Below are 19,384 nucleotides of genomic sequence, written 5' to 3'. Positions count from 1 at the left end.
GAGGAAAATAAAGGTGTCCTGTACTTTCAATTACGCTATACCCAAAAGAAAACACTCGAGAACAGCATGCTAGAATTACTCACTCGTATTGCTATGAATTGGAATATTTAAAGGAACGCATGACTTTACTTAAATAAAACAAAATGAACACGGATACTTTTACAAACAATAATCTACTTGCTATTTTAGAGGAAAATAGACAACTGGCAAATCAGATAAATCCTCAACAAATAAAGGTTTTGGTTCACGAAATTAAAGCAGCCAAACGAATTTTTGTTATGGCAGCTGGCCGGAGCGGACTTGCATTAAAAATGGCAGCAATGCGGTTCATGCATGTAGGATATACCGTATTCATTGTAGGAGAAACCAATACACCTGCTATTTTAAAAGGAGATTTACTTCTTCTCGCATCGGGTTCGGGAACTACTGCTTCCGTACTGTCATCAGCTGAGAAAGCGAAGAGTCAACAAGCTACTGTTATCGCTATTACTGCCGATGCAAAAAGCAAATTAGCCGTATTGGCAGACGCTATTATATTAGTAAATGCTGCAACAAAAACAGACTTCGGTGTTTCCGTTTCTAAACAATATGCGGGCAGCCTTTTTGAACAGTTTACATTATTAGTGTTAGAAAGTGTTTTCATGACCTTATGGCAAGAATCTGGTTTAACGAAAGAAGAACTATGGCCCAAACACGCCAACCTGGAATAACGATTTTTATATTACTTATTATTAATTTTTTTTATACATTTAGACATGACAAAATTACAAGTCGCAATTGATTTACTTACTACAGAAGCAGCATTAGAATTGGCACACAAAGTAGCACCTTACGTGGACATTATAGAATTAGGCACACCGCTAATTAAATCAGAAGGCCTTAAAGTTGTAACGGCAATGAAAGCCGCTTTCCCTGACAAATTGATTTTTGCAGACATGAAAATTGCTGATACTGGTTTCTTAGAAGCAGAGATCGCATTTTTAGCAGGAGCAGATTTAGTAACAGTTATGGGTGCTGTAGATAATGCTACTATACAAGGAGCGGTTGAAGCTGCAAAAAAACACGGTAAAAAGGTAGTAGTTGATACTATTGGAGTTAAAAACAGAGTAGAAAGAGCTCAAGAGGTAACTGCATTTGGAGTTGCTTTTGTAGAGTTACATGCTGGTCTTGACGAACAAACATTAGCTGGATACTCTGTACAAACACTAATCAGTGAAGGAAGACTAGCAAAAGTTCCCTTTTCTGTTGCAGGTGGAGTTAACATCGATACAATCAAAGATGTTGTAGCTGCTGGTGCTGATGTAGCTGTTGCAGGGGGTGCCATTTATGGTGCTGAAGACCCAGCTGCTGCTGCTAAAGCATTAAAAGATGCTATAAACAGTGTAACTGTAGCGTAATTAATGGATGAAGGCTGGGATTTATTTATAAATTCCAGCCTTTTTTTGCAATAATAAATTTAGATACTAATTATGAAAACATTCGATTTTGGTATAGTTGGCCTAGGGGTCATGGGTCGTAATCTGCTGTTAAATATGGCCGACCAAAAACATGCTGTGGCAGGCTTGGATTTGGATACGGAAAAAGTGTTGTCCTTAACACAGGAAGCTAATCCCCAACACCAAATTAAAGCCACAACAGAAGTAAAAGAGTTTTTAGAACTTCTTAAACAACCAAGAGCTATTATGATATTAGTACCTGCAGGAAAGCCTGTGGATACTGTCATTCAAAGCCTATTGCCCCACCTAGATAAAGGAGACATTATTATCGATGGTGGAAATACCTATTTTACTGATACCGACCGTAGATTTAAAGAATTATCAGCCAAAGGAATTCACTTTTTTGGAATGGGTATCTCCGGTGGTGAAAAAGGAGCGCGATTTGGCCCGAGCCTTATGCCCGGCGGTAATAAAGACGCCTATGAAAGACTAAGACCTATTTTTGAATCGATAGCAGCTAAAGTGGATGGCGAACCTTGTGTCGAATATTTAGGCAACGGATCTGCGGGTAACTACGTAAAAATGGCTCATAACGGAATTGAATACGGTATTATGCAGCTTATTTCAGAGGTTTACGATCTTATGAAACGCGGCTACGGATTAGACGATTCTACAATTCAAAAAGTATTTGAAGACTGGAATAACACTGAACTTCAATCCTACTTAATTGAAATTACAGGACATATTTTAAAAAAAACAGATACTGACGGACAGAAGCTTATAAATGTGATATCCGATTGGGCAAAATCTAAAGGGACCGGAAAATGGACTTCCCAAAATGCCATGGACTTAGAAGTACCGCTTCCCACTATCGATGCTGCCGTTTCAATGCGAAATATGTCTAAAAATAAACCGGAAAGAATTGAAGCTTCCGCGAAATTAGTTTGGAATGCAGAACAAGGTAACACTGATCTGCCTTCGGCTGTAGAAGCACTAAAAGGAGCTCTACATTTTTCTATATTAATAACCTATGCACAAGGATTAGCATTATTAACAAAAGCTTCACAAGAGTATAATTATGACCTGAACCTTGAAACCATTGCCAAGATTTGGCGTGGTGGATGTATTATTCGTTCTGTAGTGCTTGAAGATTTCCGCCAGGCTTACGCCAAAAATGGAGAACTAAAAAACATATTGCTCGATGATACTATTGCAAAGGCCGTAAACGAGAATCAATCCAGTATTAGGTCTACGGTACAATTTGCAGTTCAAAAAGGGATACCTATTGCGGGCTTAATGAATTCTTTAGCTTATTTTGATGCTTACCGATCTGAAAAACTTCCTACTAGTCTTATACAGGCGCAGCGCGACTACTTCGGGGCACATACTTATGAGCGTATCGATACTAACGGTATATTTCACACAGAGTGGAATGACTAAATTTTAAATGGAACAAAATGAATAATGTCAATACTATAAAGCCCACCATCATTGTTGTTTTTGGGGCAACGGGCGACTTAGCAAAAAGAAAGCTTTTTCCAGCTTTTTATAATCTTTACCTTGATGGTCGCATGCCGGAAAAGTTTAAAATCTTAGCGTTAGGAAGAGCAGAGAGAAGCGATACATTATATAGAGACCATGTAAGCGAGAACCTGACGGAGTTTTCCAGAAATAAAATAGCTTCAACAGAAGCCTATCAACAATTTGCTACTCATATCAATTATTTGCAAAATGATATAGATCAAGAGGAATCATATCAAGTACTAAAACAAAAGTTGGACGCTATAGATTTGTCTTTTGGCGAACGTGCCAACAGACTTTTTTACTTGTCAATAGCGCCATCTTTCATTGAAACAATCACAAACAATATAAAGAAAATGGATCTTGCTGCTAATCCTGCACAGGACCGTATTATTATTGAAAAACCTTTTGGATACAACAAAAGTTCTGCAGTACTGCTAAATGAGCTATTATCAAAAACTTTTAAAGAGGAACAGATATACCGAATAGACCATTATTTGGGTAAAGAAACGGTGCAAAATATCCTAGCTTTCCGCTTTGGAAATTCAATGTTTGAGCCGCTTTGGAACCGTAACTTTATTGATTCTGTCCAGATTACTGTTGCAGAAGAAGTTGGGGTTGAAGATCGTGGCGGGTTTTATGAAGATGCCGGCGCACTTCGGGATATGATACAAAATCACTTAATGCAAATTTTAACTATGGTAGCGATGGAAGCTCCAACATCATTGCAAGCAGATGAAATCAGAAACCGTAAAGCTGACGTTTTAAAAGCGATACGACGTATAACTCCAGAGGAAGTAAAACATTACACGGTAAGAGGTCAATACGATAAGGCATCAATAAAAGGAAAATCAGTACCGGGATATTTGCAAGAAAAGGGAGTTGGGGCCAATTCTAATACTGAAACATTTGTAGCCATGAAATTTTATCTTGACAACTGGCGTTGGCAAGGTGTTCCTTTTTACGTTCGAACAGGCAAAAGAATGAAGGAAAAACAATCCTCGATCGTAATACAATTTAAGCCGGTACCCCATTCTACCTTTTCTTTTGGAAAAGAGGGTATGATGCCAAACCGTTTAATTATAAATATTCAGCCAGCAATGGATATTAGGCTGCAGTTTATGACAAAAAAACCTGGCCTGTCACTTTCGCTAAAACCTGCAGAGATGGTTTTTGATTATTTTTCATGTTCCACTCAATCACCTGAAGCTTATGAAACATTAGTATTGGATGCTTTGCTTGGAGACCCTACTTTATTCATGCGTTCAGACCAGGTTGAAGAAGCATGGGATGTAGTAACAACCATTCAGGAAGCTTGGGAAAACGATAAGTTTTCAAGTTTGTATAAATATGAAGCCGGGGGCTGGGGTCCTGAAGAAGCAAATAAATTACTTGCCCGTCAGGGACATGAATGGGCATCAAACTCGCTTAATGACGAAGAATTAAAAGAAAAAGAAGTAACAGATGGTAAGTATTTTTAATAATAAAGAAAAAATAACACCCCACGCAGCCAATATATTTGTAGCTGCGGCACAAAATGCAATACAGAAGCGGGGCCGCTTTTTGGTAGCGCTTACCGGCGGTTCATCGCCTGTATCACTTTACAAGCTTTTGGCAACACCCAAATACAAGTCCAAGATAGATTGGGAAAATGTTTTTATTTTTTGGGGTGACGAACGCTGGGTGGCGCTTGATGATGAACGCAGCAACGCGAAAATGTCATCGGACTACCTGCTAAATCATGTTGGCATACCAAAAAGCAACCTATTTCCAATGTATAAGGAAGGTTTTGCACCGGAGGAATATGCTTTGGAATATGAAAAATTGATAAAGAGTTTTACAGGAGATCATGGACAATTTGATTTAATCTTATTAGGAATGGGCGATGATGGACATACCGCTTCACTATTTCCCGGTGAAGCCGTATTGCATGAAAATAATAAATGGGTATCGGCCTATTATCTCGAGTCGCAAAATATGTACCGAATAACCCTAACTGCGCCTTTCATTAACAAAGCGAAGGAAATTGTGGTAATAACTTTCGGAGAAAGTAAAGCACATGCGTTAAACGAAGTTTTATATGGCGATTATAATCCTGAAAAATATCCTACGCAACTGATTAAACCTTTAGACGGAAAATTGTTGTTTTTAACTGATCAGGATGCGATGAACAGATGAAGATAATTTCGATATTTAAAAAAAATCTGCACATTTAATAAACCTATATTTTTGTAATTAACTTAATTACACGAATAAAGGGATAAAATATTTAAGTTTGTAAAGGCAGCTGCAATCTTCGCAAACAGATGCGGTAACAACCCTATTGTGGATCTAACTTTACATGCTCTTTACATATTTTTTTTTCAGTCAACCAATTAAAAAGAAATTTACAGACTGCCTAGCTTTAGACAATGCTTGTGAATACGGGTCGTTTGGAGCTTTATCTTTCTGTCTAATTTCGTTACATTCGCCTTTAATTTATTTAACAGCAAACATCATAACAGAGTTTTTTTCTTTCTCAAAATCAAAGAAAAACACTTTGTTTTGATAGATTTTATCACCAAAAAAGAATTTATTTCCTTAAGTTAACCTTATTTCTATTATCACAGTTAAATCATTAAAAGATCCGAGGCTAATTTGTTTCTCCTCGGGAATAGAAATATTGTATCATTCGACAAAATTCTCATCTTTAAAACCGATCAAATATAATTTATTTTTAGCTCGGGTCATTGCGGTATACAACCACCGAATATAATCTCTATTGATTCCGTCCGGCAAATAAGGTTGTTCAATAAAAACTGTATTCCATTGACCACCCTGTGATTTATGACACGTAATTGCATACGAGAATTTCACTTGCAGGCCATTGAAATATTCGTTGGCTTTTACTTTTTGGAACTGATTGAATTTGGTTTCACCTTCATAATCTTTCAACACCTCCTGATACAATCTGTTTGATTCTTCATAGGTCAACGACGGCGATTCGCTTTTTATGGTATCCAATAGTAATACCGTTTCAAACGGAATCTGATTGGGGTAATCAATCATTCGGATTTTTACTTTGGCAAACTTAAAGCCATACAACTCTTTCATATTGAAAATTTCTAATATTTCGATAATATCACCATTGGCAATAAATCCGGCTTCATCAGAATCTTTCAACCAGAAATAATTGTTCTTTACCACCATCAGGAAATCGCCTGTGGAAAGTTCGCTTTCTTTATCGAGGATTTTGGTTCTGATTTGCTCATTATATTGATTCGCTCTTTTATTGGAACGAACAATAAAAGCAGTATCTTCTATACTATAATTGCTGTAGGCGGAATTGATGGCATCCTGAATATCATACCCATCGGTCAACCGCACAATATCTTTAAATTTTTTGACATCAAATTTAAATTCATCGATAAAGGAATCTTTCAATAATTCCCGAAGCTCGGTAGCATTATGCAAAATTCCAGAATTTTCTTCCTGACGCATCACTTCGTCCAATTCTATATGCTCAATTTCCTTATCATAATTCATTCCCAAAGTGCGAATGTCCAAAGCGGGACTAATATCTAAATTTACCGGTGGCAACTGAGCGGTATCTCCCAGTAAAATCATTTTGCAATTCGTTCCTGAATATACATACGAGATCAAATCATCAAGCAACGAACCATTCTCATACAGCTTAGAATCCGAATTAGTGTCCGAAATCATAGAGGCTTCATCAACGATAAAAATCGTATTCTTGTGTTTGTTTTGCTGCAATGTAAACGAAACGCCACCACCGGAAGACTTCTTGGGAAAGTAGATTTTTTTATGAATTGTAAAAGCAGGTTTGTTCGAATAATTAGCAATTACTTTTGCCGCACGACCTGTTGGCGCTAGCAAAACATATTTTTTATTAATGTCCAATAAACTATTTACAATCGTAGAAATCACGGTTGTTTTTCCCGTTCCCGCATATCCTTTTAAAACAAAAATGGTTCTATTGTCGGTTTCGGTTAAAAAAATCGCTATTTTTTGAAAAAAAATATCCTGTTTATACGTGGGTTGAAAAGGGAACTTTTTTTGTAAAAGACTATAAAACAGAGAGGAATTCATTTCGTGTTATTTGACTGCAAAGTAAAGAATGTTTTTTCAATTTTAATGTCAATAGCAATTTCAATTTTTAATTACTGCCATTGAATTTTGCCATTGTCATTGCTATTATCATTGCTATTGTCATTGCTATTGAATTTTGCCATTGCAATTGTTATTGATTTTTAAATTTGTAAGTTTGCGTTGTTGAAAAAAGCAATAGTATTATGAACATAGTCGAAAAAAAATATAAAAAACTTTCCATTCAAGTTTCCTTGACAGGACTTTCTTTTTGTTGTTTTGATACGCTGAATAATACGGTAACTTCATTTAATGAAGTGCTTTTTGATAATTTTAATAAAGGCACAAAAACTGAAGATTTGTTTGCCAATGCTTTCAATAATCATCCGGAATTAAAAGACTCTTACGATGAAATTCTGGTGATTCACAATAACAATCTTTCAACTTTTGTTCCGGAACCATTATTTGACGAAAACTTTTTGGGCAGCTATTTGCAATACAATACAAAGGTTTTTGAAACGGATTTTTTCGCTTTTGATCAAATTCCAAACTATCAAATGAATGCGGTTTACATTCCGTATGTGAATATCAATAATTTTTTTATTGACCAATTTGGTGCTTTCGATTATAAACATGCCAACAGCATTTTGGTTTCCAAACTTTTAGTTTCTTCCAAAAATAAGGATGATAAAAAAATGTTTGTCCATATTAACACAGGTCATTTTGAAATCATTGTAGTTCAGAACCAAAAACTACTCCTTTTCAATTCATTTGATTACAATACACCGGAAGATTTCTTATATTACATATTATTTACTGCCGAACAATTGAATTTAAATCCCGAAAACTTCCCATTGGAACTAATCGGAAATATTGATATCGAAAGTGATTATTTTAAAATCACTTACAAATACATTCGCAACGTTTCCCTAATTGATGTGGAAGATTTGCGATGGAACAATTATTTTTCTGAGGCCGAAAACAGAAATCATTTTATACTTTTCAACTCATGAGAATCATTTCAGGAAAATACAAAGGAAGACGCATTTTTCCACCAAAAGGCCTACCAGTTCGCCCCACTACCGACATGTCAAAAGAAGCATTATTCAATGTTTTGAACAATCATTTCAGTTTTGAAGGACTAAAAATATTAGATTTATTCGCAGGAACCGGAAATATCAGTTACGAATTTGCTTCTCGCGGAAGCACGCCGATTACTTCTGTTGATGGTGATTTTGGTTGTGTGAAATTTATCAAGCAAGTCGCTGCCGAATATGATTTTAATATTGCTGCCACAAAGAGTGATGTTTTTATGTATTTAGAAAGATGTAAAACGTCTTACGATATTATTTTTGCGGATCCGCCTTATGCTTTGGACCAAAAAACTTTCGAGAAAATCATATTATTAGTTTTTGAAAAAGAATTGTTAAATGAAGACGGAATGATGGTAATCGAACATTCGAAATATACCAAACTGGATCACATGATTCACTTTTCATTCGAAAAAAGTTATGGTGGTTCAATTTTTAGTTTTTTCGAAATAGTTTCTGGTGAAAAAGAAGATACTCAAAACGAAGCAGACCAAAACGACGGTGAAGAAGAATAATTTTAGATCAGTTTTTAAGAAAGCTTCTCCACTATTTTTTTATAGACAGGAGTTGCAATACCATATTTAAAACCTTCATTTACCACATATTTTGTTAGCGAATTCAATTCTGTTTTATGTCCAGCTAATAAATCTCTGTGCATAGATGATGTATTGTCTTGTGGCGATTTTTCAAGTTTGATAATCGTTTGAGCCACAATATCATTGGGCAGCGCTAACCCTTTTGCGACAGCGACAGCGGTGATCTCATTTAACAATGAAATGTAAACGGCCTTATTTTCAGGATTATTTAAAATTCCACCAATATTCTGGTTCAAATATGAAGTCGCTGAAGCCAAAGCTGAAATAAAAATGAATTTTTCCCAAACCGTTTCTTCAATATTTTCTACAAGAAAACTTTCGATATCGGCATTTTCAAAAATAGATTGTAATTCCTTCAGTTTGGAGATTGGTGCTGTTTTAGAACCAAAGAATAGTTTTTCGTAAGAACCAATTTTCTTGATAATTCCCGGCGATTCAATCATCGAAACGATATATACACAACCTTGCAAAACCGTATTTTCAGGAAACAATGTTTGAATGCGTTCCACAGCATCTACGCCATTATATAAAGGCAGAATTATGGTCGTTGCCGAAATGCACTTTTTAATAGATCCGAAACTGGTTTCGATATCATAGGTTTTAGTGGCACAAATAAGATAATCGAGTTTCCCTATTTCATCTGGATTATTCGACACCAAAGTAGGGAAAACAATCATTTCGGTTGTATCAGCAATAATTTTTAAACCGTCGTGGGATATTGCTTTTTGAGTTTCACCACGTGCAATAAATACAATTTCGATTGCATCTGACTCAAAATAAGCTTTCGCCAATAGTCCGCCAAAATAACCACCCACTCCACCCAATCCTAAAATTCCTATTCTTGTTTTCATAAAAAATAAAGTGTAATACTCTTTTGTGAATGTCTTGATTATCTTTCTTAACATCGTTAAAAGTACCAAAATCTTTAACATAAACTTCTAAACTGTTGTACGGAAAGAATAAATCAAAATGGTAACTTTGCTTTTTTGCAAAAATTATGTTAGACAAAGACAATACCATTGAAGTTCAGGGCGCTCGCGTACACAACTTAAAAAATATAGATGTTTCCATTCCACGTGAAAAACTGGTCGTAATAACCGGACTCTCAGGTTCAGGAAAATCCTCCTTGGCTTTTGATACTATATATGCCGAAGGGCAACGCCGTTATGTAGAAACTTTTTCAGCTTATGCCAGACAGTTTCTTGGTGGATTGGAACGACCGGATGTGGATAAAATTGATGGACTTTCACCTGTAATTGCTATCGAACAAAAAACCACCAGTAAAAGTCCGCGTTCCACCGTAGGAACGATTACTGAAATTTATGATTTCCTGCGTTTGTTATACGCTCGTGGTGCTGATGCGTACAGTTATAACACTGGCGAAAAAATGGTTTCTTATTCTGATGAGCAAATCAAAGATTTGATAATTCAGGATTTCACCGGTAAACGAATCAATATTCTAGCACCTGTTATTCGTGCTCGAAAAGGACATTATGCGGAACTTTTTCAACAAATCGCCAAGCAGGGTTTCCTTAAAGTTCGTGTAAACGGCGATGTGCTGGATATTACTTTGGGGATGAAATTAGACCGTTATAAAACGCACGACATCGAAATTGTTGTGGATAGAATGGTGATTGAAGACAATGCAGATAATGAAAAACGTTTGACAGAAAGCATTAACACGGCCATGCATCACGGAGAGAATGTATTGATGGTTTTGGACCAGGATTCTAATGAAGTTCGTTTTTTTAGCAGGAATTTAATGTGTCCAAGTACTGGGATTTCCTATCAAAATCCGGAACCCAATTTATTTTCTTTCAATTCCCCAAAAGGTGCTTGTGAGCATTGTAACGGCTTGGGAACGGTAAACGAAATCAACACTAAAAAGATCATTCCAAACCCAAAATTATCTATAAAAGCAGGTGGATTTGCTCCCTTGGGCGAATATAAATCATCCTGGATTTTCAAGCAATTGGAAATCATAGGCGAAAAATATGGTTTTAAATTGACTGATGCCGTAGCAACTATTCCTGAGGAAGCGATGGAAATGATTTTGAATGGTGGGAAGGAAAAATTCACCATAAACTCCAAAGATTTAGGCGTTGCCAGAGAATACAAAATTGATTTTGAAGGGATTTCACATTTCATTAAAAATCAACATGACGAAAGCGGTTCAACCAGCATAAAACGTTGGGCAAAAGAATTTATGGACGAAATAAAATGTCCGGTTTGTAAAGGTTCCCGTTTGAAAAAGGAATCACAGTTCTTTAAAATTAATGAAAAAAATATTACCGAATTGTGCGATATGGACATTTCAGATTTGACTATTTGGTTTAATGATTTAGACAACCATTTATCTGATAAACAAAAGCGTATCGCTACTGAAGTAATCAAAGAGATTAAGGATCGATTGAACTTTTTGATGAATGTAGGTTTGGATTATTTGGCTTTAAGCCGAAGCTCCAAATCCCTTTCGGGTGGTGAAGCGCAACGAATCCGATTGGCTACTCAAATTGGTTCTCAGTTAGTTGGTGTGTTGTATATTCTGGATGAACCAAGTATCGGTTTACACCAAAGAGACAACGAAAAACTAATTCATTCGCTGGAACAATTACGTGATATTGGAAATTCCGTAATTGTAGTGGAACACGATAAAGACATGATTGAACGTGCGGATTATGTGATTGATATTGGACCAAAAGCAGGAAAATATGGCGGTGAAATCATCAGTAAAGGAACACCTGCTGAAATCCTGAAACATCATACTATTACAGCGATGTACATGAATGGCGAAATGAAAATCGAAGTTCCTGAAAAACGTAGAGAAGGAAATGGGAAATTCCTAAAACTGACCGGAGCAACAGGAAACAATCTAAAAAATGTTTCGATAGAATTGCCTTTGGGCAAAATGATTTGTGTAACTGGAGTTTCGGGAAGTGGAAAATCAACTTTGATTAATGAGACGCTCTACCCTATTTTGAACGCGTATTATTTTAATGGTGTTAAAAAACCGCAACCATACAAAAAAATTGAAGGATTGGAACATATCGATAAAGTGATTGATATTGACCAAAGCCCGATTGGTAGAACACCACGAAGTAATCCTGCAACTTATACGGAAGTTTTTACCGAAATCAGAAATCTGTTTACGATGACTTCTGAAAGTATGATTCGGGGATATAAAGCGGGACGATTTAGTTTTAATGTAAAGGGCGGACGTTGCGAAACCTGCGAAGGATCTGGCGTGCGAACGATTGAAATGAACTTTTTACCTGATGTATATGTGGAATGTGAGACTTGTCAAGGGAAGCGTTTTAATAGAGAAACATTGGAGATTCGGTACAAAGGGAAATCAATTTCGGATGTTTTGAATATGACGGTTGATGAAGCGGTTCCATTTTTTGAAATGATTCCGAAGATTTATAGAAAGGTAAAAACCATTCAGGATGTTGGTTTGGGCTATATTACACTTGGCCAGCAGAGCACAACGCTTTCCGGTGGTGAAGCACAACGCATTAAACTGGCTGGAGAATTATCAAAAAAAGATACCGGAAACACGTTTTATATTCTGGATGAACCTACAACGGGACTGCATTTTGAAGACATCAGAGTGTTGATGGAAGTGATTAATAAACTGGTTGACAAAGGGAATACGATTTTGATTATCGAACATAACATGGACGTGATAAAACTGGCAGATTATATTATAGACATTGGTCCTGAAGGTGGAAAAGGCGGCGGACAACTGATTGCCAAAGGAACTCCTGAGGAAATTATAAAAAATAAAAAAAGCTACACGGCGCAATTTTTAAAAAAAGAATTACTTTAGTATTAATAAAAACTATAAAAATAATCTCGGGAAATCATGAATTTAAAAGAAGCGTTCAGTAATGTCGAAAACTACTTTTCACCTAAAATAATTGGCGAAGTTAATGATCAATTTATCAAGGTGGCTAAAATTAAAGGCCAAGATCTGCCATGGCATAATCACGAAAATGAAGATGAATTATTTTACATTGTAGAAGGAGAACTATTAATGGAAATTGAAAACGAGACCAAACTCTCTATGAAAAAAGGAGATTTATTTGTGGTAAAAAAAGGTATAAACCACAGAGTTTCGTCAACTGACGAATGCTTAATTATGCTAATAGAATCAAAAACTACTGAACATACCGGTAAAGTTATCGCTACAATAACAAAATCAATTGAAGAACAAACGTATTAAATTTACTTAGCCCTGATAGCAATGGAAATCCTTTATTGTTTTTCTTTAAAACAATAAAGATTGAAAAGGATAGCAGGAAATAGCTCCCAAAAAAACAGAAATTAAATTATATTTTTGAATATGAGATTAGAAGATTTTGATAATGACGAAGATAAAGTGATCCAAGATCGTCTAAAAAGAAAAACCTGGAACGAAATAAGAACGAATGACAGTTGGGCGATTTTTAAAATTATGGCCGAATTTGTAAACGGTTACGAAAGTATGGGACGCATTGGTCCTTGTGTGTCTATTTTTGGTTCCGCAAGAACGAAGCCTGAAGATGCTAATTACTTATTGGCTGAAAAAATTGCATACAAAATCAGTAAAGCCGGTTATGGCGTGATTACTGGCGGCGGTCCCGGAATTATGGAAGCCGGAAATAAAGGAGCACATCTGGGCGGAGGAACGTCAGTGGGATTAAATATTGAATTGCCTTTTGAGCAGCATTTTAACCCGTATATTGACAGCGATAAAAATCTTAATTTTGATTATTTCTTTGTTCGAAAAGTAATGTTTGTCAAATATTCGCAAGGCTTCGTGGTGATGCCGGGAGGTTTTGGAACTATGGATGAATTGTTTGAAGCGATAACTTTGATTCAGACCAAAAAAATAGCAAAATTCCCAATTATTCTTGTTGGCACCAGCTTTTGGTCGGGATTAATTGATTGGATTAAAACAGTTTTAGTAGAAAAAGAGTGTACTGTAAGTGCTCAAGATTTGAATTTATTTAAAATTGTAGACACTGAAGATGAAGTGGTTGATGTCCTAAATGCCTTTTATAAGAAATACGATTTATCACCAAACTTTTAAAAAAAATGAAGCTGCCTCAAAAACAGCTTCTTTTTTTGCTTAATATTGAGGAACATCAGAACAAATTTATCTAATTATAAGTATATTTATTTTTTAATAAATAATACCGAATTTTGAAATCATACCTTAAAATAACGATTTTTTTCTTTGTTTTATTAACGTCAGTGCATCAATATGCTCAACATCAAAACAAGATGACTGCGGCGCTTGATGCTGATAATAAAACATTGTCCTTACAACAAAAAATTATTTTTATAAATCAGTCGGAGGATACGTTGACTTCAATCGTTTTGAATGACTGGAATCATGCTTTTTCCAATAAAAACACACCGCTTGCCAAACGATTTTCTGACGAATTTTACAGGGGTTTTCATTTGGCCAAAGAAGAAGAACGCGGCAGCACGATAAATTTAATTATAAACGATGCGTCCCAGCAGTTTTTATCTTGGCAACGACCAGACAAAAATCCTGATTATATCGTGGTACAATTAAAGGAGCAATTACTTCCAAATCAGAAAATTACTTTGCATCTTTCATACATCTCAAAAATCCCAAGCGATAAATTTACAAAACACGGTTACAGTAACAATGGTAGTTTTAATCTTAAAAACTGGTACCTGACTCCTGCAAGATACGAAAACCATACTTTTATAAAAAACAGCAATAATAATCTGGAGGATATTGCAAATGCTGTTTCTGATTACGAAGTTGACCTTACACTTCCGGCAACTTTAGAAGCAATATCAGATTTAAACAGCGTTAAAACAACTGGAAAAGATAATTTTTTACATTACAGATTGTCGGGAAATAACAGAACTGATTTTAGTCTGATTATTGAACCTAAATCTAATTTTGAGAGTTACAGAAACAGTTCAGTTGAAGTGCTGACTGACTTGAAAAACAAAAAAGTAGACAACATTGAAAAAGCAATTATAATTGACCGAATTGTAAATTACGCCAATAATTTGATTGGGAAATATCCGTATGAAAAAATTGTAGTTTCCCAGACGGATTATGAAAAAAATCCTTTTTATGGATTGAATCAACTTCCATCATTTATAAGTCCGTTTCCAGACGAATTTATTTTTGAAATTAAGTTTTTGAAAACTTATTTAAACGAATATCTAAAGACGAGTTTGCATCTGGATCCGAGAAAAGACAATTGGATTTACGATGGAATTCAAGTCTATGCGATGATGAAATATATCGATGAAAATCACCCGAAAACTAAAATGATGGGAAGTGCCTCTAACATCCGATTGCTTAAAAGTTTCAATCTGACCAATATTGATTTTAACGGTCAGTACAGCTATTTTTACATGCTGATGGCACGGAAAAATCTAGACCAGCCACTAGGAGCTCCAAAGAATACTTTAATCAAGTTTAACGAACAAATTGCCAGTAAATACCGATCAGGATTAAGCATTCGGTTTCTGGATGATTATTTACAAAACGATGCTGTAACGACCAGTATACAGGAATTTTATCAAAAAAATAAGCACGCACAAGTATCGAGATCTGATTTTGAAACTGTATTAAAATCAAAAACCATTAAAGATATTAGTTGGTTTTTTAAAACCATTATCGATTCAAGAGACATTATTGATTATAAATTTTCAAGTGTTACAAAAACTAAAGACAGCATTACTTTTTCAGTTAAAAACCGAACAGGAGCGCCAATTCCTATTCCGGTTTATGGCACAAAAAAAGGAGCAATCGTTTTTAAACAATGGCTCGATATTGAAGAATGCGACAGCACATTTACGATTCCCAGAAACAGTATTGATAAGATTATTTTAAATCTAAAAAATGAAGTCCCAGAATACAACTTAAGAAATAATTGGAAGAAATTAGAAGGTTTTTTCCCTAACAATCGTCCGGTTAAATTTGTATTCATGAAAGACTTGGAAGACCCGTATTATAATCAAATTTTGTACGTTCCCTCCATTTATTACAACTTGTACGACGGTTTGACTCCCGGACTGCGACTCCACAATAAAACCATTCTTGAAAAGCCTTTTATTTTTGATTTCAACCCCTCCTACTCCACTAAATCGAATAATTTATCCGGTTCGGCCGTTTTTGTAGTCAATCAAAATTTTAGAAAAAGTAATCTTTATAATGCCAGATATTCTATTAGCGGCTCCTATTTTCATTATGCGGAAGATGCCTCCTATTTTAGATTGAATCCGGCCGTACAATTACGAATAAGAGAGCCAAATTTCAGAGATAATAGGAAACAACTTTTCTTATTCCGACAAGTGATTGTAAATAAGGAAAAAAGCGCTTTGGTGCTTGACAACTCACCAGAAAATTATTCGGTATTTGATGTGAGATATATCAATACAAAAACGGAGGTTACCAATCATTTTAATTTTACATCCGATTTACAAATTTCGGGGAAATTCGGGAAAATTACGGGTGAAATTGAATACCGAAAACTATTTGGAGATAACCGCCAAATTAATCTTCGTTTTTACGCAGGGAGTTTTTTATATAATAAAACACAATCGGATTTTTTCAGTTTTGCATTGGACAGACCCACAGATTATCTTTTTGATTACAATTATTTTGGAAGATCAGAAAGCACGGGGCTTTACAGTCAACAATATGTATTGGCAGAAGGCGGTTTTAAGTCCAAAATTGCTACTCCTTTTGCCAATCGATGGATTACCAGCTTCAATGCGAGTTATAGTATATGGAACTGGATTGAGGTCTATGGCGATATTGGTTTTATCAAAAATAAAGACGTGAAACAGCGATTTGTTTACGACAGTGGAATTCGCCTAAATCTGGTTACAGACTATTTTGAATTGTATTTTCCAGTCTATTCTAACAATGGATGGGAAATTGCGCAAGATAATTACAATGAAAAAATACGTTTTATTGTAACTTTTTCGCCTAAAACATTAATCAATCTTTTTAATCGAAAATGGTTCTAATCCAATATAATTATCATTATTTATTAAAGTATTCTTAGATATTAAATAATAAAATTATATATAATGAAAAAATAAAGTTCTTTTTATTAGAATAAATTGCAAAAATTAAATTCTATTTTTTTCAATGTATTATGAAAATACGTTGTTTTTAAGTAAATTTGGCATTTAAAGTTATACTTTTCAATTATGATAAAAGAAAAAACCAATACTACATTGACGATTGAAGATTTCAAAATCGAAGTTTTAAAGGACTATACCACGGCCATGATAAGCCGAGAATGTAGCCTGTTAGGACGCAAGGAAGTATTAACTGGAAAAGCCAAGTTTGGTATTTTTGGTGATGGAAAAGAAGTTCCGCAACTTGCAATGGCAAAAGCGTTTCAAAACGGTGATTTCCGTTCCGGATATTATCGCGATCAAACTTTTATGATGGCCATTGGTGAACTTACTATTCAACAATTCTTTGCCGGATTATACGGCCATACTGATATTGAACAAGATCCGATGTCAGGAGGAAGACAAATGGGAGGTCACTTTGCCACTCATAGTTTAAACAAAGATGGTTCTTGGAAAAATTTAACAAAACAAAAAAATTCAAGTGCTGATATTTCTCCTACAGCAGGACAAATGCCAAGATTACTAGGTCTTGCCCAAGCATCAAAAATATACAGACAAGTTGCAGGAATACCAAACGCTTCTAATTTTTCTGTTGAAGGAAATGAAATTGCGTGGGGAACTATAGGAAATGCAAGTACCTCTGAAGGCTTGTTTTTTGAAACCATAAATGCTGCAGGTGTCTTACAAGTGCCAATGGTAATGAGCGTTTGGGATGATGAATACGGTATTTCTGTTCATGCCAGACACCAAACTACAAAAGAAAACATATCAGAAATATTAAAAGGATATCAAAGAGAAGACAACACGAATGGTTTTGAAATTCTAAGAGTAAAAGGTTGGGATTACGCGGACTTAATTGCCACGTATGAAAAAGCCGCTACTATTGCCAGAGAAAATCACGTTCCTGTTTTAATTCACGTCAATGAACTGACGCAACCACAAGGACATTCCAGTTCCGGTTCGCATGAAAGATACAAAAACGCAGACCGATTAGCTTGGGAACGAGATTTTGATTGTATTCGTCAAATGAAATTATGGATGATTGCCATTAATATTGCATCACCTGAAGAAATCGAAGTAATTGATGCTCAAGCAAAAAAAGATGTTTTAGAAGGCAAAAAAGCCGCTTGGAATGCCTTTATAGAACCTATTGTTGAAGAGCAAAAAGAACTGGTTGCATTATTGCAAAAAATAGCTGATTCCAGTTCAAATAAAGCAATAATATTAAAATTTATTGCTGATTTAAGCGAAATCAAATCTCCTTTGAAAAAAGAAATTTTGGTCACTGCCCGAAAATTATTGCGTTTAATTCAAAATGAATCTGGTAAAGAAGAACTTTCGCAGTGGATTACAGCATACATCGCTAAAACACAACAGAATTTTAGCAGTAATTTATTTTCTGAAACTGATTTAAATGTTTTTTCTGTTGAGGAAGTATTGCCAATTTACCATGAAGATGCTAAAGAAGACACGGATGGCCGAATGATTCTGCGTGATAATTTTGATGCCATTTTTACAAAATACCCTGAAACATTAATTTTTGGTGAAGATGCCGGAGCCATTGGGGATGTGAATCAAGGTTTAGAAGGAATGCAGGAAAAATACGGAGAGTTACGCGTTGCCGATGTTGGAATTCGTGAAGCTACTATATTAGGACAAGGTATTGGATTGGCGCTAAGAGGCTTACGTCCCATTGCCGAAATTCAATATTTAGATTATTTATTGTATGCTATTCAAATCATGAGTGATGACTTAGCTACTTTGCGATACAGAACAGTAGGCAAACAAAAAGCACCTCTTATTATACGTACTCGTGGCCACCGTTTAGAAGGCATCTGGCACTCAGGTTCTCCTATGGGAATGATTATAAATTCTATTAGAGGAATCCACGTTTTGGTTCCAAGAAATATGACACAAGCAGCTGGTTTTTATAACAGTTTGTTAGAATGTGACGAACCTGCTTTAGTAATCGAATGTTTGAATGGGTACCGATTGAAAGAAAAAATGCCGATGAATTATGGCGAATTCAAAACTCCAATCGGAGTGGTGGAAACGCTTAAACAAGGTTCTGATATTACGTTGGTTTCTTATGGTTCAACTTTACGATTGGTTCAGCAAGCCGCCAAAGAACTGCTTGAAGTGGGAATTGACTGCGAAATTATCGATTTACAATCCTTACTTCCATTTGATATCAAACAAGATGTTGTCAAAAGTATTGCTAAAACAAATCGTCTATTAGTAATTGATGAAGATGTCCCTGGAGGCGCTTCGGCTTATATTTTGCAACAAATAATTGAGCAACAAGATGCTTATCATCATTTAGACAGCAAGCCACAAACCTTGACAGCAAAAGCTCACAGACCGGCTTACGGTACAGATGGAGATTATTTCTCTAAACCTTCTGCTGAAGATATTTTTGAGAAAGTATACGAAATGATGAATGAAGTAAATCCATCAAAATATCCAAGTTTATATTAAAATAAATATTTTCTAAGTTATAAATCCTAATCGGCAACGGTTA

General features: G+C 35.4%; 14 protein-coding genes. 12 read left to right on the top strand and 2 right to left on the bottom strand.

What is annotated here, in order from left to right; translation table 11 throughout:
- Positions 1-143 precede the first annotated feature (143 nt).
- The 5 genes from hxlB to pgl all read left to right on the top strand — a co-directional run bounded on the left by hxlB (position 144) and on the right by pgl (position 5,135).
- On the top strand, positions 144-710 hold the full coding sequence (hxlB, locus tag ACP7AV_RS13180; protein ID WP_426063072.1) for a 6-phospho-3-hexuloisomerase: 567 nt from the start codon (positions 144-146) through the stop codon (positions 708-710).
- A 45-nt stretch (positions 711-755) separates the two neighbouring features.
- The gene (gene hxlA, locus ACP7AV_RS13175; protein ID WP_426063073.1) at positions 756-1,397 is read left to right on the top strand and encodes a 3-hexulose-6-phosphate synthase; all 642 of its coding nucleotides are present in this window, start codon (positions 756-758) and stop codon (positions 1,395-1,397) included.
- Between the two features lie 72 nt (positions 1,398-1,469).
- Positions 1,470-2,876 carry an NADP-dependent phosphogluconate dehydrogenase gene (gene gndA / locus ACP7AV_RS13170; protein ID WP_426092335.1) on the top strand — a complete coding sequence of 469 codons (1,407 nt, stop codon included), beginning with the start codon at positions 1,470-1,472 and terminating at the stop codon, positions 2,874-2,876.
- A 17-nt stretch (positions 2,877-2,893) separates the two neighbouring features.
- Positions 2,894-4,438 (top strand): glucose-6-phosphate dehydrogenase, encoded by a 1,545-nt coding sequence (gene zwf / locus ACP7AV_RS13165; RefSeq protein WP_426063075.1) that lies wholly within the window; start codon positions 2,894-2,896, stop codon positions 4,436-4,438.
- Positions 4,422-5,135: a 6-phosphogluconolactonase gene (pgl, locus tag ACP7AV_RS13160; protein ID WP_426092334.1), complete on the top strand. Its 714-nt coding sequence runs from the start codon at positions 4,422-4,424 to the stop codon at positions 5,133-5,135. Before zwf ends, pgl begins: the two co-directional genes overlap by 17 nt.
- A 489-nt stretch (positions 5,136-5,624) precedes the next feature.
- Here pgl and ACP7AV_RS13155 read toward each other — a convergent pair whose 3' ends face one another.
- Positions 5,625-7,046 (bottom strand): ATP-dependent DNA helicase, encoded by a 1,422-nt coding sequence (locus ACP7AV_RS13155; protein ID WP_426092333.1) that lies wholly within the window; start codon positions 7,044-7,046, stop codon positions 5,625-5,627.
- Between the two features lie 203 nt (positions 7,047-7,249).
- On the opposite strand from ACP7AV_RS13155, the gene ACP7AV_RS13150 reads away from it, so the two are divergent.
- Together ACP7AV_RS13150 and ACP7AV_RS13145 are read left to right on the top strand one after the other, a co-directional pair.
- The gene (locus ACP7AV_RS13150; protein ID WP_426092332.1) at positions 7,250-8,056 is read left to right on the top strand and encodes a DUF3822 family protein; all 807 of its coding nucleotides are present in this window, start codon (positions 7,250-7,252) and stop codon (positions 8,054-8,056) included.
- Entirely contained in the window at positions 8,053-8,649 is a 597-nt protein-coding gene (locus ACP7AV_RS13145) for an RsmD family RNA methyltransferase (protein ID WP_426063079.1), read from the top strand. The genes ACP7AV_RS13150 and ACP7AV_RS13145 overlap by 4 nt, the downstream gene beginning before the upstream one ends.
- 14 nt (positions 8,650-8,663) lie before the next feature.
- On the opposite strand, the gene ACP7AV_RS13140 is transcribed toward ACP7AV_RS13145, so the two are convergent.
- Positions 8,664-9,581: a ketopantoate reductase family protein gene (locus ACP7AV_RS13140; RefSeq protein ID WP_426092331.1), complete on the bottom strand. Its 918-nt coding sequence runs from the start codon at positions 9,579-9,581 to the stop codon at positions 8,664-8,666.
- 146 nt (positions 9,582-9,727) lie between these two features.
- On the opposite strand from ACP7AV_RS13140, the gene uvrA reads away from it, so the two are divergent.
- From uvrA to ACP7AV_RS13115, 5 genes are all read left to right on the top strand, one after another.
- The gene (gene uvrA / locus ACP7AV_RS13135) at positions 9,728-12,559 is read left to right on the top strand and encodes an excinuclease ABC subunit UvrA (RefSeq protein ID WP_426092330.1); all 2,832 of its coding nucleotides are present in this window, start codon (positions 9,728-9,730) and stop codon (positions 12,557-12,559) included.
- A 36-nt stretch (positions 12,560-12,595) separates the two neighbouring features.
- Positions 12,596-12,955 carry a cupin domain-containing protein gene (locus tag ACP7AV_RS13130; protein ID WP_426063082.1) on the top strand — a complete coding sequence of 120 codons (360 nt, stop codon included), beginning with the start codon at positions 12,596-12,598 and terminating at the stop codon, positions 12,953-12,955.
- Between the two features lie 120 nt (positions 12,956-13,075).
- Positions 13,076-13,804, top strand: a complete 729-nt coding sequence (locus ACP7AV_RS13125) for a TIGR00730 family Rossman fold protein (RefSeq protein WP_426063083.1) — start codon at positions 13,076-13,078, stop codon at positions 13,802-13,804.
- A 194-nt stretch (positions 13,805-13,998) separates the two neighbouring features.
- Positions 13,999-16,746 (top strand): aminopeptidase, encoded by a 2,748-nt coding sequence (locus ACP7AV_RS13120; protein ID WP_426092350.1) that lies wholly within the window; start codon positions 13,999-14,001, stop codon positions 16,744-16,746.
- A 186-nt stretch (positions 16,747-16,932) separates the two neighbouring features.
- A complete protein-coding gene (locus ACP7AV_RS13115) occupies positions 16,933-19,341 on the top strand; it encodes an alpha-ketoacid dehydrogenase subunit alpha/beta (RefSeq protein ID WP_426092329.1) in 2,409 nt (802 codons plus the stop codon).
- Positions 19,342-19,384 lie beyond the last annotated feature (43 nt).

Source organism: Flavobacterium sp. DSR3-2 (assembly GCF_049896525.1).
Lineage (GTDB): Bacteria > Bacteroidota > Bacteroidia > Flavobacteriales > Flavobacteriaceae > Flavobacterium.
Note: the sequence above shows the minus strand (reverse complement) of the source record. Positions and strands in the feature narration are given on the sequence as shown.

Excerpts from the sequence above, each read along its gene's own strand:
- hxlB (WP_426063072.1), top strand. The coding sequence starts at position 144 with ATGAACACGGATACTTTTACAAACAATAATCTACTTGCTATTTTAGAG.
- hxlA (WP_426063073.1), top strand. The coding sequence starts at position 756 with ATGACAAAATTACAAGTCGCAATTGATTTACTTACTACAGAAGCAGCA.
- gndA (WP_426092335.1), top strand. The coding sequence starts at position 1,470 with ATGAAAACATTCGATTTTGGTATAGTTGGCCTAGGGGTCATGGGTCGT.
- zwf (WP_426063075.1), top strand. The coding sequence starts at position 2,894 with ATGAATAATGTCAATACTATAAAGCCCACCATCATTGTTGTTTTTGGG.
- pgl (WP_426092334.1), top strand. The coding sequence starts at position 4,422 with ATGGTAAGTATTTTTAATAATAAAGAAAAAATAACACCCCACGCAGCC.
- ACP7AV_RS13155 (WP_426092333.1), bottom strand. The coding sequence starts at position 7,046 with ATGAATTCCTCTCTGTTTTATAGTCTTTTACAAAAAAAGTTCCCTTTT.
- ACP7AV_RS13150 (WP_426092332.1), top strand. The coding sequence starts at position 7,250 with ATGAACATAGTCGAAAAAAAATATAAAAAACTTTCCATTCAAGTTTCC.
- ACP7AV_RS13145 (WP_426063079.1), top strand. The coding sequence starts at position 8,053 with ATGAGAATCATTTCAGGAAAATACAAAGGAAGACGCATTTTTCCACCA.
- ACP7AV_RS13140 (WP_426092331.1), bottom strand. The coding sequence starts at position 9,581 with ATGAAAACAAGAATAGGAATTTTAGGATTGGGTGGAGTGGGTGGTTAT.
- uvrA (WP_426092330.1), top strand. The coding sequence starts at position 9,728 with ATGTTAGACAAAGACAATACCATTGAAGTTCAGGGCGCTCGCGTACAC.
- ACP7AV_RS13130 (WP_426063082.1), top strand. The coding sequence starts at position 12,596 with ATGAATTTAAAAGAAGCGTTCAGTAATGTCGAAAACTACTTTTCACCT.
- ACP7AV_RS13125 (WP_426063083.1), top strand. The coding sequence starts at position 13,076 with ATGAGATTAGAAGATTTTGATAATGACGAAGATAAAGTGATCCAAGAT.
- ACP7AV_RS13120 (WP_426092350.1), top strand. The coding sequence starts at position 13,999 with ATGACTGCGGCGCTTGATGCTGATAATAAAACATTGTCCTTACAACAA.
- ACP7AV_RS13115 (WP_426092329.1), top strand. The coding sequence starts at position 16,933 with ATGATAAAAGAAAAAACCAATACTACATTGACGATTGAAGATTTCAAA.